Genomic DNA, 272 nt, shown 5'->3' on the forward strand with positions numbered 1-272 from the left:
GTCCCGTGATGAGCAAGCAACTATTTCCCAGCGCTGGATGGGCAATGAAAACTATATTGCCAGACCCGGCAGCGGTATGGCGCTGACCGCCAGCGAAAAAGCCTACCTGGAAAAACAGCCCAACATTACTTATTGCGCCAACCCCGACTGGATGCCGCTGGAAAAAATCGGCACGGGCGGTAAGCACGAAGGCATGGTGGCGGATTATCTGGGCCTGATGGCCGACCGTATCGGGATTGGCCTGACCCTGGTTCAGACCGACAGTACCGCGC

The 272-nt window shown here is 57.4% G+C and carries 1 protein-coding gene; it reads left to right on the forward strand.

What is annotated here, in order from left to right:
* Positions 1-272 (forward strand): hypothetical protein (locus tag Q4563_RS19895; protein ID WP_303605746.1); only part of this gene is annotated, 272 nt, incomplete at both ends.

Source organism: Gilvimarinus sp. 1_MG-2023 (assembly GCF_030548285.1).